This window comes from Mycolicibacterium confluentis (genome assembly GCF_010729895.1).
Taxonomy (GTDB): domain Bacteria; phylum Actinomycetota; class Actinomycetes; order Mycobacteriales; family Mycobacteriaceae; genus Mycobacterium; species Mycobacterium confluentis.
Map to the genome: position 1 here is coordinate 3,082,932 of NZ_AP022612.1, position 17,057 is coordinate 3,099,988.

Sequence of the window (17,057 nt, forward strand, 5' to 3'; positions counted from 1 at the left end):
GACTCAGCGCAGCGCCGCCGAGAGGTCGAATCCCCAGGGCAGTTCGAGGCGATGCGCCGCCAACAGCGCTGCGTCGCCGAGGATCTCGGGCATCGGACCGTCGGCGACCACCACGCCGTCGTCGATCACCACCGCCCGCCGGCACAGCTGCGCGGCGTACGGCAGGTCGTGCGTGACGATCAGCATCGTGGCGGGCAGTCCTGAGAGCGTGTGCGCCAATTCGCGGCGCGCGACCGGGTCGAGGTTGGCCGACGGTTCGTCGAGCACCAGGATGCCGGGCTCACAGGCCAGCACCGAGGCCAGCGCGGCCCGCCGCTTCTGGCCCAGCGACAGGTGTGCGGGACTGCGCTCGGCGTGTTCGGTCATGGCGACGAGTTCCAGCGCCGTGGCCACGCGCTGGCTCAGTTCAGCGCCGGAGACGCCGAAGTTCGCAGGCCCGAATGCGACGTCCTGGGCGACGGTGGGCATGAACAGCTGGTCGTCGGGGTCCTGGAAGACCAATCCGACGCGGCGGCGGACGTCGCGAAGGGTGTTGCGCGCCACGGTGATCCCGGCGATCTCCACGCTGCCCGACGTCGCGGTCAGCACCCCGTTGAGGTGCAGCATCAGCGTGGTCTTGCCCGCACCGTTGGGTCCGAGCACCGCGACCCGCTCACCGGCGTCCACCGTGAGGTCGACCCCGCCGAGTGCGACGTGGCCGTCGGGATAGACGTGGCGCAGTCCGGTGACCCGGACGCCGTCCGGGGTCATCGCAGCCCCCAGGCCGCTGCCGCGACGACGACGGCACCCGCGGCGGGCAGCAGTGCGAAGACCCATTGGTTCGTGGTCGCGCGCGCACCCGCGCCGACACCGGCCAGGTCGGGCACCCGGCCGTCGAAACCGCGCGACAGCATGGCGAGATACACGCGCTCACCGCGCTCGTAGGAGCGCAGGAACAGCACGCCGACACTCTTGGCGATGGCGCCGGCCTGATGCAGGGTGCGCGGAGAGTCCCCGCGGGAGATGCGCGCCATCCGCATTCGAGCGGCCTCGGCCGCCAGCACATCGATGTAGCGCAGCATCAGCACGAGCATAGACGTGACCAGGGCAGGCACCCCGAGCCTGGCCAGCGCCAGCGGAAGCTGGCGAGCGGTGGTGGTCGCCGCGACGGTCAGCGCGGCCGCCACACCCAGCGTGCCCTTCACGACGATGCCCCACGCGGCCCACAGGCCCGCAACCGACAGGTGCAGGCCGGCCACCTCGACGCGCTCCCCGCCCTCGGCGAACGGCAGCAGTACCGCCAGGACCACGAACGGCGCCTCGATCAACATGCGCGGCAGCACCCAATGCAGCGGGATGTGCGCCCAGCGCCACACCGCGACGACGATGCCGGCATAGATCGCATACGGCCAGAACATGTCTCGCGGCGTGGCCACGACGGCCAACAGGAAGACCACGAGGCAGACGATCTTGACTTCCCCCGGCGCCCGATGCACCGCCGAGTGCCCGTCACGGTAGAGCGGATGGGAGTGCCCCGCCCCCACCGGATCAGTCCTTGGTGGCGCGCTGGCGGGCGATCAGACGGAACGCGCCGAACGCGACACCGGCCACCACCACGACGCCCAACACACCGGCCAGGCCGCCGCTGTACTCGTGGCCGAAGATCGTGTAGTCGGCCAGCGGTGACGCCGACAGCTGATGGTCACTCGCGTGCTGCGCGATGCAGTCGCCGGTCAACTCTTCGACACCGTCGACCTCGACCACCTCGCACCCGCGCAACGTCGTCGCATCGAGGCCGTCGGGCGACGAACTGGCGAAGTACGACACTCCACCGGCGACCGCGACGATGGCCAGCGCGAAGACGATCCAGAATCTGCGCCCGGTCATGCCGCGACCTCGACCCGGTCGGCGTTGCGCCGCAGCAGGTACACCAGGTCGGGCCGCGACCGCGCGACGGCCACCACCGTCAGCGCAGTGATGATGCCCTCACCGATCCCGATCAGCACGTGCGTGCCGAGCATGTACCCGAACACCGCCCCGAGCGACGCGCTGGCCGCCCCGCCGAATGCGTACTGGACCACGAACCCCATTGCCGCGCAGACTGTTCCAACCAGAGCAGCGATGAACGCCACGACTCCGAGGCGACCGGTACCGGTGTCGCCGCGGCGGCCCAGCACCGACATCAGCAGCACCGCGGTGCCGTATCCCGCGGCGACGCCGATCACGGCCATGTTGGTGATGTTGGTGCCCAGAGCGGTCACACCGCCGTCGGCGAACAGCAGGCTCTGGACCACCAGGACGATCGCGATGCACAGTGCGCCCGTATAGGGCCCGACCAGAATCGCGGCGAGTGCGCCGCCGAGCAGATGGCCGCTGACCCCCGGCAGGATCGGGAAGTTCACCATCTGGACGGCGAAGATGAACGCCGCGACCAGACCCGCCAACGGCACGGTGCGCTCGTCGAGTTCGGCACTGGCGCGCCGGGCGCTGAATCCGATCGCCACGACGGCGATGACGCCGAAGATCACTGAGGTGGGGGCGTTGACGATGCCGTCGCTCATATGCATTGCAAGAGTCGATATGACCACGGATGAAAGCCTAGGTGCGCGGCGTGTCATCTGTCTAGCTGTTCAGATGTTCATGCGACGGGAGATCAGCTGTGCCGGGCACCGATCCAGTGCAGCAGGTCGTGCACGGTGTGATCCTCGAGGCGGTAGCAGACCGACCGCCCGACCCGGGTGCTGCTCACCCAGCCCTGCTGCCGCAGCACCCGCAGGGCCTGCGACACCGCGTTCTCCGAGCGGCCCAGCGCGGTGGCCAGATCACTGACGCAGATCCCCGGTGCGCGGTGCAGGCTCAGCAGAATCTCAAGGCGATGCGGGTCCGACAGCAGGTCGAAACGCTGGGCCCACCCGCTCGTGTCGACATCGACGAGCGCCGACGACGCCCGCTCGACCACCGACTGATCAGCCATGTCCTGCAATCTAGTCCAAGAATCCGTGCAGAAGCGCTGAAGATCCCGCGACATGCGCGCGCATTGCCTCGGCCGCCGCGTCGGCATCGCCGGCCAGGATCGCGATCACGATCGCCTGGTGCTGCTCGTCCGAGTGGGTGAGGTTCTGGCGCAGCAGCGGAATCCGGTCGAGCAGGGCATTGAGCCGCATGCGGTTCTCGGCCACCAGCGGCACCAACGACGGCGCTCCAGCGGCCTCGGCGATCGCGAGGTGCAGTCGGGAGTCCAGCCGCCGGTAGTCCTCTCCGGCGGCGTCGCGGACGTCGGACAGCCGGGACCACAGGGTCTCCCGCTCGACCGCGGTCAGGGTGCGCGCCGCGGCCATCCGGGCGCCCCCGACCTCCAGGATCTCCCGCAACCGCAGCGCGTCGTCGATCTCCTCGCGCGTGACCCGCTCCCCGGGGCCCGGGTGGGCGGGCAGCGGCTGCGCCAGGAAGGTGCCGCCGTAGCGTCCTCGCCGCGACACCAGATAGCCCGCCTCGGCCAGCGACTTGATGGCCTCCCGGACCGTGTCGCGGCTGACGCCGAGTCGGGCCGCGAGCTCGCGCTCGGGCGGCAGCGACTCCCCCGGGGCCAGCACTCCGAGCCGGATCGTCTGCAGCAGCCTGCCGACGGTGTCCTCGAAGGCATTGCCGAGGCGGACGGGGCGCAGCAGTGCGTCGCCGGCTTCACAGCCGGCGACCGTGGGGTCTGGCACCGCAGTCATGACACCTACAGCGGCGTGACGTAGTGGCCGCTGATGCCGCCGTCGACCAGGAAGCTCGACGCCGTGATGAACGACGCGTCATCGCTGGCCAGGAATGCGACGGCGGCCGCGAGTTCCTCGGGTTCGGCGAACCTGCCCACCGGAACGTGCACGAGGCGGCGCGCCGCGCGCTCGGGGTCCTTGGCGAACAACTCCTGCAGCAGCGGGGTGTTGACCGGTCCCGGGCACAGCGCGTTGACCCGAATGCCCTGACGCGCGTACTGCACACCGAGTTCGCGGGACATCGCGAGCACCCCACCCTTGGAGGCCGTATAGGAGATCTGCGAGGTCGCCGAGCCCATCACCGCCACGAAGGATGCGGTGTTGATGATCGACCCGCGCTGCTGCGGCACCATGTGTCGCAGTGCGGCCCTGCAGCACAGGAACACCGACTTGAGGTTGACGTTCTGCACGCGGTCCCACGCGTCGAGGCCGGTCACCTCGATCAGGTCGTCCTCGGGCGGGCTGATTCCGGCGTTGTTGAACGCGATGTCGACCGAACCGCAGGTTTTCACCGCGGTGTCGAAGAGATCGTTGACCGCGGCCTCGTCGGCGACGTCCACGGGGACGAAGAGCGCGCCGAGGTCCTCGGCCACCGCACCGCCGGCCTGCGGGTCGATGTCGCCGATCACGATCGTGGCACCCTCGTCCTGCATTCGCCGCGCCGACGCGAGGCCGATGCCGCTGGCACCGCCGGTGACCACGGCCACCTTCCCGGCCAGTCGCTGAGTCAGATCCACCCTGGTCATCTATTCACTCTCCGTAATCGCGAAGAAGACATTCTTGGTCTCGGTGAAGTGTTCGGGTGCGTCGGGGCCGAGTTCACGCCCCAGCCCGGACCGTTTGAAGCCGCCGAACGGTGTCGAGTACCGCACCGACGAATGCGAGTTGACACTGAGGTTGCCGGCCTCCACGGCCCGGGAGACCCGCAGGGCGCGCGAGAGGTTGTCGGTCCAGATCGACCCCGACAGGCCGTATTCGGTGTCGTTGGCCAGGGCGATCGCGTCGGCCTCGTCGTCGAACGGCAGCACCACCACGACGGGCCCGAAGATCTCCTCGGTGACGGTGCGGGCCGAGCGGTCGGGGGTCAGCACCGTGGGCGGGAACCAGAACCCCGCACCCGAGGGGGCCGACCCGCGGAACGCCACGGGTGCGTCGTCGGGGACATAGGCGGCCACCGACGCCAGGTGCGCCTTGGACACCAGCGGGCCCATCTCGGTCTCCCGCTGGGCGGGATCTCCGACGACAACGCCGGCGACCGCGGGTTCGAGCAGTTCCATGAAGCGGTCATAGACGCTGCGCTGCACCAGGATCCGGCTGCGTGCGCAGCAGTCCTGACCCGCATTGTCGAACACCCCGTACGGCGCGGTGGCGGCGGCACGTTCCAGGTCGCAGTCGTCGAACACGATGTTGGCGCTCTTGCCGCCGAGTTCGAGCGTGACGCGTTTGACCTGTCGGGCCGCGCCGGCCATGACCTGGGTGCCCACCTCGGTGGACCCGGTGAACACCACCTTGCGGATGTCCGGGTGGGTCACGAAGCGTTCACCGACCACCGATCCCTGACCCGAAAGCACCTGGAACAGGTCGGGGTCCAGACCCGATTCGGCCGCCAGTTCGGCGATCCGCAACGTGGTCAACGGCGTCCACTCCGCGGGTTTGACCAGCACTGCGTTGCCCGCCGCCAGGGCCGGGGCGAAACCCCACGCCGCGATGGGCATCGGGAAGTTCCACGGCGTGATGACGCCGACCACACCCAGCGGTTCATGGAACGTCACATTCAGGCCACCGGCCACCGGGATCTGCCTGCCCGACAACCGTTCCGGACTGGCCGAGTAGTACTGCAGCACGTCGCGGACGTGCCCGGCCTCCCATTCGGCCGCACCGATCGGATGCCCGGAATTGGCCACCTCGAGTGCCGCGAGTTCGCCCACGTGGGCGTCCACGGCGGCGGCGAAGTCCCGCAGTGCGGCGGCCCGTTCGGCGGGTGCGCGCCGCGCCCATCTGCGCTGCGCGTCCCGGGCCCGCGCGACGGCGTCGTCGACCGCGGCCACATCGAGACGTTCGACGGTGCGCAGCACCTCCTCGGTCGCCGGGTTGATCACTGTCGTTGTCGCAGAACTCATCCGGCCTCTCTCCTTCTCGCACCCGCATACGCGCGCGCCGCCTCGACCGCGCCGGCGAACAACCGCAGATCGTCCAGACGCTCTTCTGGGTGCCACTGCACCGCGACGCAGAACATGTCCGGGTGGGCGCCGGGATCCAACTCGACCGCCTCGATGACCCCGTCGACATCATGCGCACTGACCACGAGGCCGCGGCCGACCTCGGCGATCGCCTGATGGTGGTAGCACTGCGCGTCGGTGGACTCACCCACCAGTGCCGCGGTTCGGGTGCCCGCCACCGTGCGCACCGACGACGTGGTGAACATCGCGTTGCCGACCTGATGCCGGTCGTGGCCGACGACGTCGGGCAGGTGCTGGTGCAACGTGCCGCCGAGCGCCACGTTGAGCACCTGGGCGCCGCGGCAGATCCCGAGGACAGGCAGGCGACGTGCGAGTGCCCCACGCAGCAGCGCGAACTCCCATGCGTCGCGATCCCGCGCGGGCTCATCGGATCTGGCGTGCCGCACCTGCCCGTAACTGGCCGGATCGACGTCGCGCCCGCCGGTCAGCACCAGGCCGTCGAGGCCGTCGAGCACACGCGCGACGATCGCGTCGTCGACCGGTTGCGGCGGCAGCAGCGTCGCGACACCACCGGCCGACGTGATGCCCTCGAGGTAGATCGCGGGCAGGAAGCTCGCGCGCACATCCCACACTCCGGTCTGCGCCTGCTGCAGATAGGTGGTCAGGCCCAGCACCGGGCGCAGGGGCTCAGAACCGCTCAAATCCGCGCACCCTCTCCCAGTCGGTCACCGCGGAGTTGAACGCATCCACCTCGACGCGGGCGTTGTTGAGGTAGTGCTCGACGACATCGTCGCCGAACGCCGTGCGGGCCACCTCGGACGCGGCGAACAGTTCCGCGGATTCGGCCAGAGTGGTGGGCAGGTGCGGCACGTCCGAGACGTAGGCGTTGCCCGCGCACGGGTCCTCAAGCTCGAGACCCGCGTCGATCCCGTGCAGTCCGCCTGCGATCAGCGCCGCGGTGGCCAGGTACGGGTTCACGTCACCGCCGGGCGCACGGCACTCCATCCGCATGCCCTCGCCGTGGCCGACCACGCGAAGTGCGCACGTGCGGTTGTCCATCCCCCAGGCCACCGCGGTCGGGGCGAAGCTGCCGTCCACGAACCGCTTGTAGGAGTTGATGTTCGGCGCGTAGCACAGCGTCAGCTCGCGCAGCGTGGCCAACTGTCCGGCGACGAAGCTGCGGAACATCGCCGACATGCCCAGCGGGTCGTCGGGGTCGGCGAACACGGCCGAGGAGTCGTCACCGCGGAACGAGATGTGGATGTGGCAGCTGTTGCCTTCGCGCTCATCGTATTTCGCCATGAACGTCAGCGCCTTGCCGTGCTGATCGGCGATCTCCTTGGCGCCGTTCTTGTAGATCGTGTGGTTGTCACACGTGACCATGGCCTCGGCGTAGCGGAACGCGATCTCCTGCTGTCCGAGGTTGCACTCCCCCTTGACGCCCTCGCAGTACATCCCGGCACCCTCCATGCCGAGTCGGATGTCGCGCAGCAGCGGTTCCATCCGCGTCGACGCCAGGATCGCGTAGTCGACGTTGTAGTCCGAGGCCGGGGTGAGGCCGCGGTAGCCGGCCTGCCACGCCTCGCGATAGGTGTCGTCGAACACCATGAACTCCAGCTCGGTGCCGACGTGGGCGCTCAGCCCACGCTCGGCCAGGCGAGCCAGTTGACCGGCCAGGATGCTGCGCGGGGCCTGTGCGACGGGCGTGCCGTCGAGCCAGGAAAGATCGGCCACCACCAACGCGCTTCCGGGCAGCCACGGCAGCAGGCGCAGCGTGGAGAAGTCGGGCGTCATCACCATGTCGCCGTATCCGGTCTGCCAACTCGAGATCGCGTACCCGTCGACGGTGTTCATCTCGACGTCGACCGCCAGCAGGTAGTTGCAGCACTCGGCTCCGTGGGCGGCGACCTCCTCGACGAACAGGCGCGCCGACACCCGTTTGCCCGTCAACCGGCCCTGCATGTCGGCGAAGGCCACGATCACGGTGTCGATCTCGCCTGCCGCGACCAATTGTTCGAGTTCGGTTCGCGCGAGCAGGCCTCGGTTGGTCACACGGGTCACAGGACCTCCTTGGCGACGTGGCGGCGAGTCGACCATTGGACCGCCGGCACTGCTGGTGTCGCAGCCAAGGTTTGCATACCAGTCGCCCCAAAGGTAGGACAACAGACCTTTGTGCCACTTATTCTCACTTCCCAGCGGGGGGCGCTCAGTCGGGTGGCCCGGTGCCTCGACGAGAAGGAGCGACGCATGCCAGAGGACAAGCTCACGAGGTCGGGGGTGACCTACCGGCAGGCCGGCGAGGGGTACTTCGAGAAGCGCCAACTCAAGCGCACGGCCGGATTCTGGGGCCTCTGGGGCATCGGCATCGCGGCAGTCATCTCCGGCGACTTCTCCGGTTGGAACTTCGGGATCGGCGCGGCCGGGTGGGGCGGCCTGGGCATCGCCTCGATCCTGATCGTGATCATGTACTTCGGCATGCTGTTCTCGATCGGCGAGATGTCGGCGGCCATGCCCCACACCGGTGGCGCGTACTCGTTCGCACGCGCCGCGATGGGGCCATGGGGCGGTTTCGTCACCGGTTTCGCCGAGACCATCGAATACGTGTTCACCACCGCGGTCGTGGTGTTCTTCTCGGCCAGTTACGCCAACGCGGTCACCACCGACCTGTTCGAGCTGTCGCTGCCGATGTGGCTGTGGTGGATCATCCTGTACGCGCTCTTCGTCGGACTGAACTCGTGGGGTGCGGCGATCTCGTTCAAGTTCGCCCTCGTGGTGGCCATCATCTCGATCGGCATCCTGGTGCTGTTCGGGGTGCTCGCGCTGGTCAACGGCGCGGTGGACTTCAGCAAGCTGCTCGACATCGCACCCGATCCGGATGCGGCCGGGTCCAGCACATTCCTGCCGTTCGGCTGGCTCGCCGTGCTGTACGCGCTGCCGTTCGCGATGTGGTTCTTCCTCGGCATCGAAGAACTTCCACTGGCGGCCGAGGAGGCCCACGACCCGGCCCGCGACATCCCCAGGGCGGGCCTGTGGGGCCTGGTCTCGCTGGTCGGCTGCGGTGCGATCGTGTTCTTCCTCAACCCGGCCGTCACGGGATCCGAGGCGCTGGGCTCCTCCGACGAACCGCTGCTGGACGGTTTCCGCGCCTTCCTACCGACCGGGTGGGCCGCGGTGCTGTCGGCATTCGCACTGATCGGCCTGTTGGCCAGCCTGCAGGGCATCATGTACGCCTACGGCCGCAACCTGTACTCGCTGAGTCGGGCCGGCTACTACCCCAAGTCCCTGTCGCTGACCGGGTCGAGGCAGACGCCGTACGTCGCGCTGATCGTCGGCGCCGTCATCGGGTTCGTCGCGCTGCTCATCGTCAACGCCAGCGAAGGCGCGGGCGCGGTCGTGCTCAACATCGCGGTGTGGGGTGCGGTGCTGGCCTACATGCTGCAAATGGTGTCGTTCGTGCTGCTCCGGCGCAGGTTCCCGAACGCCCGCCGGCCGTGGGTCAGCCCCACCGGCAACGCCGGCGCCTGGGTCGCGTTCGTGATCGCCGCTGTGACGTTCGTCGGCGTCCTGATCAACCCCGACTACCGGCCCGCAGTCATCGCGATCGTCATCTTCTATGTGGTGGGCCTCCTGGTGTTCGGCCTCTACGGAAGGCACCGACTGGTGCTCTCCCCCGAGGAGGAGTACGCGGTGACCGGCGGCCTGCACGGCTACGACCCCGAGAAGGAGGGCCTCGGCGGCACCATCGAGGACGAGATCCTCAAGGGCCACACCGACTGATCCGATGCTCCGCCGCGTGAACTGCGTCTTCGCCGCACAAGTTTGGTCACCGCCAGTCTGGGTACACCACCTCGGCCAAACGAATACGCAGACAACATGGGGTCGGAATCGATGTGCGGAGCGACCGGCGAGGTCAGACTCGACGGCAGAACACCCGATGTCGCGGCGGTCGCCGCCATGGCCGAGACGATGGCGCCTCGCGGCCCGGACGGCGCGGGTGTGTGGTCGCAGGGGCGAGTCGCGCTCGGACATCGCAGGCTCAAGATCATCGACCTGACCGAGGCCGGCGGTCAGCCCATGGTCGACGCCGACCTGGGTCTGGCGATCGCCTGGAACGGCTGCATCTACAACTATCAGCAGTTGCGCGACGAGCTCATCTCCGTCGGCTACCGATTCTTCTCCCACAGCGACACCGAGGTCCTGCTCAAGGCTTACCACCACTGGGGTGACCGCTTCGTCGACCGGATGTACGGCATGTTCGCGTTCGCGATCGTCCAGCGGGACAGCGGTCGTGTGCTGCTCGGCCGCGACCGCCTGGGCATCAAACCTCTGTACGTGACCGAGGACGCGCATCGCGTCCGGTTCGCGTCGTCATTGCCGGCCCTGCTGGCCGGCGGCGGCGTCGACACCCGCATCGACCCCGTCGCCCTGCACCACTACCTGAGCTTTCACTCCGTGGTGCCGCCACCACTGACCATCCTTCGGGGCGTCAAGAAGGTGCCGCCCGCGACGCTGCTGGCGATCGAACCCGACGGCACCCGTCGCACCATCACCTACTGGGCGCCGGACTTCAGCCGCGATGCGGACCGCGCCGACTGGACCGAGAAGGACTGGGAGGACGCGGTCCTGGACACGCTGCGCCGCGCCGTCGAGCGCCGCCTGGTGGCCGACGTGCCGGTGGGCTGCCTGCTGTCCGGCGGGGTGGACTCCAGCCTCATCGTGGGACTGCTCGCCGAGGCCGGACAGCATGGCCTGCAGACATTTTCGATCGGTTTCGAGGCGGTCAACGGTGTCGCGGGCGACGAGTTCAAGTACTCCGACATCATCGCCGAGCGTTTCGGCACCCACCACCACCAGATCAGGATCGACACCACGCGGATGCTGCCCGCACTCGACGGTGCGATCGGGGCCATGAGCGAACCGATGGTCAGCCATGACTGCGTTGCGTTCTACCTGTTGTCTCAGGAGGTGTCCAAGCACGTCAAGGTGGTGCAGTCCGGGCAGGGCGCCGACGAGGTGTTCGCGGGTTACCACTGGTATCCCCCGATGGCCGAACCCGCCACCGCGGCACTTCCACGCGCGGTGTCGAGCTACCGTGGCGCGTTCTTCGACCGCGACCAGGACGCCATCAACGCACTGGTGGCCGGCGCACCGGGTGACATCGTCGCGGCCGACGACCCCAGTGGCCGGTTCGTCACCGAGCATTTCGCGCACGAGGGCGCCGCCACCGGCGTGGACCGCGCCCTGCGCCTCGACACCACCGTGATGCTGGTCGACGACCCGGTCAAGCGCGTCGACAACATGACCATGGCGTGGGGTCTGGAGGGCCGCGTGCCGTTCCTCGACCACGAACTCGTCGAACTGGCCGCCACCTGCCCACCCGAGCTCAAGATCGCCCACGACGGCAAGGGCGTGTTGAAACAGGCAGCGCGGCAGGTGGTTCCGGCCGAGGTGATCGACCGGCCCAAGGGGTACTTCCCAGTCCCGGCCCTGACCCATCTCGAGGGCCCCTACCTCGACATGGTGCGCGACGCGCTGTACGCGCCCGCGGCCAAGGAACGCGGACTGTTCGCGCCGGAGGCCGTCGACCGACTGCTCACCGACCCCAACGGCCGGCTCACTCCCTTGCGCGGCAACGAACTGTGGCAGATCGCGCTGCTGGAACTGTGGCTGCAACGGCACGGCATCACCGGACCCGCGGCATGAGCGCCCCACCAGACACCGATCAGGGGCGCGAACCCATCACGCTCGGCCTGCACGACGCCACGCCCGCGCACCTCGTCGAGGCGATGGCCAACGATGTCGTGCTTGAGCTGGGTTGGGGCCGACTGATTTTCGGCCAGACTTTTGCCGACCCGGCCGTACTGGCGTCGGCACTCGCGCACGAGGAGCGCGGACGACGCGACATCTGCATCTACGCCCGCGAGTCGCACGTGCTGATCTCGCGGGCCCCGCAGGAACTGTTCATCGACCCCAGCCACACGTATCGCCTGCGCTTCGGCGCGCCGCACCCCACACCCCGCGCGCCCGCCGGCTTCACGGTCCGGCACCTGCAGAGTTCCTCCGACGCCGACGAGATGAACCGCGTATACGTGCGGTGCGGCATGGTCCCCGCGCCCACCGACGTCATCTGGGACAACCACAACAACGCCGAGGCCGTCGAGTACCTCGTGGCGGTCCGGGACGAGGACGATGTCGTGATCGGCACCGTGACGGGCGTCGACCATCGCCGCCTGTTCTCCGACCCTGAGGACGGCTCAAGCCTGTGGACGTTGGCCGTCGACCCTTCGGCGGGCCTGCCCGGCGTGGGCGCAGCGCTCACCGAGGCCCTCGCCGCCATCTTCCGCGACCGTGGCCGTGCTTACATGGACCTGTCTGTGGCCCACGACAATTCGGCGGCAATCGCGCTCTACGAGAAGCTCGGATTCGCGCGGGTGCCGGTGCTCGCGGTCAAGCGCAAGAACGCCATCAACGAACCGCTGTTCTCGCCCGCGCCGGAGACCGTGGACGACCTCAACCCGTATGCGCGCATCATCGCCGATGAGGCCCTGCGCCGCGGCATCCGCGTCGAGGTGCTCGACGCCGAGACCGGTGAGATGCGGTTGTCGCACGGCGGGCGCAGTGTCATCACGCGGGAGTCGCTGTCCGAGTTCACCTCCGCGGTCGCGATGAGCCGATGTGACGACAAGCGCCTGACCCGGCGAATCGTCAACGAGGCCGGGGTCGTGGTCCCGCGCGGTCGTCTCGCGACGTTCGACGCCGACGACCACAAGTTCCTCGACGAGGTCGGCGACGTCGTGGTGAAGCCCACCCGCGGCGAACAGGGCAAGGGCATCACGGTCGGCGTCACCGACCACGGCTCCCTCGACGCCGCGCTGGCCCGCGCCCGCGAGCAGCATCCCGAGGTCCTGATCGAACAGCGCGCCCCCGGCGACGACCTGCGGTTGGTGGTGATCGACGGCAAGGTCGTGGCCGCCGCACTGCGGATGCCCGCCGAGATCACTGGCACCGGCACCCACACGATCGCCGAACTGATCGAAGCGCAGAGTCGCAGGCGCGCCGCGGCCACGGGCGGAGAATCGCGTATCCCGATGGACGATGTCACGGCGGAGACGGTCACCGAAGCCGGATGGTCGTTCGACGACGTGCTGCCCGAGGGCACCCACCTGCGCGTGCGCCGCACGGCCAACCTGCATCAGGGCGGGACCATCCACGACGTCACCGAGCAGGTCCACCCCGCACTGTGCCGCGTTGCCGTCACGGCGGCCGAGGCGATCGGCATCCCGGTGACCGGCATCGACCTGCTGGTCCCCGACGTCGCGGGTGAGGAGTACGCCTTCGTCGAGGCCAACGAGCGACCCGGCTTGGCCAACCACGAACCGCAGCCCACGGCGGTGGCGTTCGTCGACTTCCTGTTCCCGGGACAACCGGGCCTTCCGCAGGCCTGGACCGCGGGCACCGTGCCGTCAGGGACCTGAGCTACCAGGTGCTGGTGCGGAGCACGATCTCCCCGGCCAGTTGCGCCGTCGACTCGGCCGGATTGCGCCGCCCCAGCATGTCGACGACCCGGAAGTCACCGAAGACATACCGCTGACTGGCCTGCGCCGCCGCGCGCGCGGCGGGCGTGCTCACCAGGGCCGTGGTGTTCATCTCGACCGGCGGGCAGGTCTCGTCGTGCACCTGGCCGTCGGCGTCGGGTGCGCTCGGATGCCCGCGGTCGACGACCACCAGCGCGGTGAACCGATCGAGGCGGCGCGCGGCCAACGGCCACGCGAGGTCGGCGCCCGACCGGTCACCGACGAGCACGGCCCACGGCACATTGAGCCAGTCGAGGATGCCGATCACCGAATCCGGCTTGAGCCTGGGGTCGGGACCGATCACCACGGTGCGCAACGACGCGGTGTGCAGTCGCTGGCAGACCCCCTCGTACGCCGCGGTGGCCTGCCGGGCAGCGCCCAGCAGCACGACGGCGGGGGCATTCTCCGGACCCGAGACGTCGACCGGGATGGGGAACCCATCAACGGTCATCGTGGTCGGGGGCACTCGGTCACGCTACAGGCACTCATCAGCGCCCGCAGCCGTTTCCTGCGGGTTGGCAGCGCACCGACCATCCGCCCTCAGAGCGTGCGGATGCGATCCGTCTGCAGGCTGACGACATCGAAAAATGTTTGTGGCAGTGCCGCTTTCACCGGAATCTTCGGGTTGGGCGTGGGTGAGGCCAAGCCGAACAACGCCATCGAGTCCACGTTGGCGAACACCATGTAGATGCTGCTCTCCTCGCCCCCCAGGGACATGGTCTGCTGGTACATAAGCTGCCCCTCGGAGGACGGCAGCCGGGTTGTGGTCATCGGGATGCCCGGGGAGGACCGGTCGAAGAAGGCCTCGAACGTCGCGCACCGCGATGCGGTGTCCTCCAACTGCGCCAGGTCCAGGTGCCATGACAACACCGTCATCACAATCCGCGCGCCGTCGTAGATCGCGCTGTACTTGGCGGCGCTGCCGGGCCCGCGCTCGGCCGACGCCGCGATCACCTTGGTCAGGCCGTCCGTGCAGCCGGGGGGCTCCGAGAGCATCGGGGGCGGACCGCCGACCCCATCCGGTTCACCCGCCTGCTGGACCACACGGTCATAGAGCACACCTGGTGGGAAGTCCGCCGCGGTCAGCACGGCGCGGTCCAGTTTCGCGCCGGGCCAGGTCGGGACGCCTTCCAGCGTGGCTCCGCACGCCGTCAGCACCACAGCCAGTGCCACCGCGGCCCACGCCTTCATGCGGCCAAGGCTACCGGCGGAGGTGAGTGTCCACGATCGGACGCGGCGGGGCACCGGCGCCCAGAAGTCCCAGCACCGCGTCGACGTCGCAGTGCTCAGCCAGCAGGTCGGCCATGACGTCGAGTTGCGCGTCGCGTCGGCCGGGCACGTCGGTGTCGGGCGCTACGACGAACCCGTCCCGCCCCGCGGCCGCGGCCGCCTCCCGCAGCCATGTCCGCCGGATGTCGTTGTTGTCGAGCAACCCGTGCCAATGCGTGCCCGCCACCGCGCCACGGCGGTGGCCCACCCCCAACCAGTCGGCCTCGTCGTTGCGCACCACCTGACCGTGGTGAATCTCGTAGCCGGTGAGCGGATCCTCGTGCAGCAGGAGCGTTTTGACGTCCATAAACTCGATGTCGAGGTCCAGCAGCCCCAAGCCGGGAACCCGACCCGCCCCAGATTCGACGCCGTCGTCGATGGTCCGGCACAGCATCTGATAGCCCCCGCAGATACCCAGCACCGCCCGGCCCGCCTTGGCGTGCTCGGCGATCGCGGCGTCGATGCCGCGCTCGCGCAGCCAGGCCAGGTCGGCCACGGTGGCCTTGCTGCCCGGGACGATCACGGCGTCGGAGTCCACGACGTCGGCCGCGTCGGACACCCAGCGCACCGCCACCCCCGGCTCACATGCCAGCGCCTCGACGTCGGTGCTGTTGGAGATCCTCGGCAGTCGCACCGCGGCCACCCGCAGCCAGTCCCGTCCGAGCGGCGGTCGCGGGATGCCCACCAGGCGGTGCGACACCACCGACACTGAGTCCTCGGCGTCCAGCCACAGGTCGTCGGCGAAGGGGATGACGCCGTAGGTCGGCCTGCCCGAAAGCTCTTCGAGTTGGCGCAGGCCCGGTTCCAGCAGGGTGGGGTCACCGCGGAACTTGTTCACCACAAAGCCCGCGATCAGCGCCTGATCCTCTGGCTCCAGGACCGCGACGGTGCCGAACAGGTGCGCCAGCAGTCCCCCGCGGTCGATGTCGCCGACCACTACGACCGGCAGGTCGGCGGCGCGCGCCAGGCCCATGTTGGCCAGGTCGGTGCGGCGCAGGTTGATCTCGGCCGGCGAACCCGCCCCTTCGCAGATCACCGCGTCGAATTCGGTTCGCAGTGAGTTCAATTCGTCGACGACGACCGCCGCCAGGCGTTCCCGGTGGGTGAAGTAGTCCGCGGCCCGAACGGTGCCCGCGACCGCGCCCCGCACCACAAGCTGCGAACTGCGGTCACTTCCGGGTTTGAGCAGCACGGGATTGAACCGGATGCTGGGAGCAAGTCCCGCCGCGCGGGCCTGCATGGCCTGGGCCCGGCCGATCTCGCCGCCCTCGACGGTGACGGCCGAGTTGTTGGACATGTTCTGCGCCTTGAACGGCGCGACCCGAACACCGCGGCGGGCCAGCAGCCTGCACAGGCCCGCGACCACCATGGACTTCCCGGCGTCGGATGTGGTGCCCGCGATCAGCAGGGCCCCGCCGGTCACAACTGGGTGAGAATCTCGGCACCGTCCTCGGTGACCACCAGGGTGTGCTCGAACTGCGCCGTCCACTTCCGGTCGGTCGTGGCCACGGTCCAGCCGTCGTCCCAGATCTCGTAGTCCAGCGAGCCGAGGTTGATCATCGGTTCGATCGTGAAGGTCATCCCAGGCTCGATGACGGTCTCGACGGCGGGCTGGTCATAGTGCAGCACCACCAGACCGTTGTGGAACGTGGTGCCGATGCCGTGCCCGGTGAAATCGCGAACCACGTTGTAGCCGAACCGGTTCGCGTACGCCTCGATGACCCGGCCGACGACCGACAGCTGCCGGCCCGGTTTGACGGCCTTGATGGCACGCATCGTCGCCTCGTGAGTGCGCTCGACCAGCAGGCGGTGCTCCTCGGAGACGTCCCCGGCCAGGAACGTGGCATTGGTGTCGCCGTGCACACCGTCCTTGTAGGCCGTGACGTCGATGTTGACGATGTCACCGTCCTCGATCACCGTCGAGTCCGGGATCCCGTGGCAGATGATCTCGTTCAGCGACGTGCAGCAGGACTTGGGGAACCCCTTGTAGCCCAGCGTCGACGGGTAGGCACCGTGGTCGAGCATGTACTCGTGCGCGACCCGGTCGAGGTGATCGGTGGTGACCCCCGGCGCGACGGCCTTACCGGCCTCGGCGAGCGCACCGGCGGCGATCCGCCCGGCGATGCGCATCTTCTCGATCACCTCGGGCGTCTGGACCCAGGGTTCGCTGCCCTCCTGGACCTCTGCCTGCCACGCGTACTCGGGGCGGGGAATCGACTTGGGCACCGGCAGCGTGGGAGACACGTCACCGGCGCGGAGCGCGGCACGAACAGGCATGTCTGTAAGGGTAGCCA

The 17,057-nt window shown here is 69.0% G+C and carries 17 protein-coding genes; 3 read left to right on the forward strand and 14 right to left on the reverse strand.

The features are described 5' to 3' along the window. Positions 1 to 3: 3 nt before the first annotated feature. The 10 genes from G6N34_RS14350 to G6N34_RS14395 all read right to left on the reverse strand — a co-directional run bounded on the left by G6N34_RS14350 (position 4) and on the right by G6N34_RS14395 (position 7,972). Entirely contained in the window at positions 4 to 750 is a 747-nt protein-coding gene (locus tag G6N34_RS14350) for an energy-coupling factor ABC transporter ATP-binding protein (protein WP_085152655.1), read from the reverse strand. Continuing rightward, entirely contained in the window at positions 747 to 1,523 is a 777-nt protein-coding gene (cbiQ, locus tag G6N34_RS14355) for a cobalt ECF transporter T component CbiQ (RefSeq protein WP_085152656.1), read from the reverse strand. The genes G6N34_RS14350 and cbiQ overlap by 4 nt, the downstream gene beginning before the upstream one ends. Before the next feature lie 4 nt (positions 1,524 to 1,527). Then, positions 1,528 to 1,866: a PDGLE domain-containing protein gene (locus G6N34_RS14360; RefSeq protein ID WP_085152657.1), complete on the reverse strand. Its 339-nt coding sequence runs from the start codon at positions 1,864 to 1,866 to the stop codon at positions 1,528 to 1,530. After that, positions 1,863 to 2,546, reverse strand: coding sequence for an energy-coupling factor ABC transporter permease (locus G6N34_RS14365; protein WP_085152658.1), 684 nt, complete (start codon positions 2,544 to 2,546; stop codon positions 1,863 to 1,865). The genes G6N34_RS14360 and G6N34_RS14365 overlap by 4 nt, the downstream gene beginning before the upstream one ends. 86 nt (positions 2,547 to 2,632) lie before the next feature. Beyond that, positions 2,633 to 2,953 carry an ArsR/SmtB family transcription factor gene (locus G6N34_RS14370; RefSeq protein WP_085152715.1) on the reverse strand — a complete coding sequence of 107 codons (321 nt, stop codon included), beginning with the start codon at positions 2,951 to 2,953 and terminating at the stop codon, positions 2,633 to 2,635. 10 nt (positions 2,954 to 2,963) lie between these two features. Next, positions 2,964 to 3,698 carry a FadR/GntR family transcriptional regulator gene (locus G6N34_RS14375; RefSeq protein WP_085152659.1) on the reverse strand — a complete coding sequence of 245 codons (735 nt, stop codon included), beginning with the start codon at positions 3,696 to 3,698 and terminating at the stop codon, positions 2,964 to 2,966. A gap of 5 nt (positions 3,699 to 3,703) precedes the next feature. Further along, complete coding sequence (locus G6N34_RS14380; RefSeq protein ID WP_179965757.1) at positions 3,704 to 4,486, reverse strand: 3-oxoacyl-ACP reductase; 783 nt, start codon at positions 4,484 to 4,486, stop codon at positions 3,704 to 3,706. Further along, positions 4,487 to 5,860: an aldehyde dehydrogenase family protein gene (locus G6N34_RS14385; protein WP_085152660.1), complete on the reverse strand. Its 1,374-nt coding sequence runs from the start codon at positions 5,858 to 5,860 to the stop codon at positions 4,487 to 4,489. It abuts the gene before it with no gap. Then, positions 5,857 to 6,621: a gamma-glutamyl-gamma-aminobutyrate hydrolase family protein gene (locus G6N34_RS14390; protein WP_109788538.1), complete on the reverse strand. Its 765-nt coding sequence runs from the start codon at positions 6,619 to 6,621 to the stop codon at positions 5,857 to 5,859. Before G6N34_RS14390 ends, G6N34_RS14385 begins: the two co-directional genes overlap by 4 nt. Continuing rightward, positions 6,608 to 7,972, reverse strand: coding sequence for a glutamine synthetase family protein (locus G6N34_RS14395; protein ID WP_234812948.1), 1,365 nt, complete (start codon positions 7,970 to 7,972; stop codon positions 6,608 to 6,610). Before G6N34_RS14395 ends, G6N34_RS14390 begins: the two co-directional genes overlap by 14 nt. Positions 7,973 to 8,167: 195 nt before the next feature. On the opposite strand from G6N34_RS14395, the gene G6N34_RS14400 reads away from it, so the two are divergent. The 3 genes from G6N34_RS14400 to ngg all read left to right on the forward strand — a co-directional run bounded on the left by G6N34_RS14400 (position 8,168) and on the right by ngg (position 13,395). Then, positions 8,168 to 9,697: an amino acid permease gene (locus tag G6N34_RS14400; RefSeq protein ID WP_085152662.1), complete on the forward strand. Its 1,530-nt coding sequence runs from the start codon at positions 8,168 to 8,170 to the stop codon at positions 9,695 to 9,697. Between the two features lie 111 nt (positions 9,698 to 9,808). Continuing rightward, on the forward strand, positions 9,809 to 11,623 hold the full coding sequence (locus tag G6N34_RS14405; RefSeq protein ID WP_085152718.1) for an N-acetylglutaminylglutamine amidotransferase: 1,815 nt from the start codon (positions 9,809 to 9,811) through the stop codon (positions 11,621 to 11,623). Continuing rightward, positions 11,620 to 13,395, forward strand: coding sequence for an N-acetylglutaminylglutamine synthetase (gene ngg, locus G6N34_RS14410; protein ID WP_085152663.1), 1,776 nt, complete (start codon positions 11,620 to 11,622; stop codon positions 13,393 to 13,395). The genes G6N34_RS14405 and ngg overlap by 4 nt, the downstream gene beginning before the upstream one ends. Before the next feature lies 1 nt (position 13,396). Here ngg and G6N34_RS14415 read toward each other — a convergent pair whose 3' ends face one another. The 4 genes from G6N34_RS14415 to map all read right to left on the reverse strand — a co-directional run bounded on the left by G6N34_RS14415 (position 13,397) and on the right by map (position 17,040). Continuing rightward, positions 13,397 to 13,945, reverse strand: coding sequence for an alpha/beta fold hydrolase (locus G6N34_RS14415; RefSeq protein ID WP_276061034.1), 549 nt, complete (start codon positions 13,943 to 13,945; stop codon positions 13,397 to 13,399). 89 nt (positions 13,946 to 14,034) lie between these two features. Further along, on the reverse strand, positions 14,035 to 14,685 hold the full coding sequence (locus tag G6N34_RS14420) for a hypothetical protein (RefSeq protein ID WP_085152665.1): 651 nt from the start codon (positions 14,683 to 14,685) through the stop codon (positions 14,035 to 14,037). A gap of 10 nt (positions 14,686 to 14,695) precedes the next feature. After that, complete coding sequence (locus tag G6N34_RS14425) at positions 14,696 to 16,186, reverse strand: cobyric acid synthase (RefSeq protein ID WP_085152666.1); 1,491 nt, start codon at positions 16,184 to 16,186, stop codon at positions 14,696 to 14,698. After that, positions 16,183 to 17,040 carry a type I methionyl aminopeptidase gene (gene map / locus G6N34_RS14430; RefSeq protein ID WP_085152667.1) on the reverse strand — a complete coding sequence of 286 codons (858 nt, stop codon included), beginning with the start codon at positions 17,038 to 17,040 and terminating at the stop codon, positions 16,183 to 16,185. The genes G6N34_RS14425 and map overlap by 4 nt, the downstream gene beginning before the upstream one ends. Positions 17,041 to 17,057 lie beyond the last annotated feature (17 nt).